Source organism: Bacillus sp. SIMBA_154 (genome assembly GCF_046536015.1).
Taxonomy (GTDB): domain Bacteria; phylum Bacillota; class Bacilli; order Bacillales; family Bacillaceae; genus Bacillus; species Bacillus pumilus_P.
Genome location: NZ_JAWJBV010000209.1, coordinates 1 through 277, shown reverse-complemented (window position 1 = coordinate 277; position 277 = coordinate 1). Strand labels below are relative to the sequence as shown.

The 277-nt window shown below is 49.8% G+C and carries 1 protein-coding gene; it reads right to left on the bottom strand.

What is annotated here, in order from left to right; genetic code table 11:
- Positions 1 to 277: phospholipase D-like domain-containing protein (locus R0K30_RS21760; protein WP_486304027.1), on the bottom strand; the 277-nt coding region annotated here is incomplete at both ends.

The window sequence follows — 277 nt, the reverse complement described above, 5'->3', positions numbered from 1 at the left end:
CTGAAGATCCGCCGTGCCTTCGCCGGTCATCCGCAGGTGATAATCCTCCCAGTTTCCGAACTTCGCTTTTTTGCCGAGGTACTCTTCAGCGATATTAAAACCGCCGACATACCCGATTTTGCCGTCAATGACGGTCACTTTCCGGTGATTCCGTTTTTGCAGCCTGAAAAAAAGAAACGGAAATGCCGGTTTATTTAGAAAATGAACGTGAACGCCGGCTTTTTTCATCGTTTGAATGGAAGGCTTTTTCACTTGGCGGCTGCCCGCCCAATCGGGC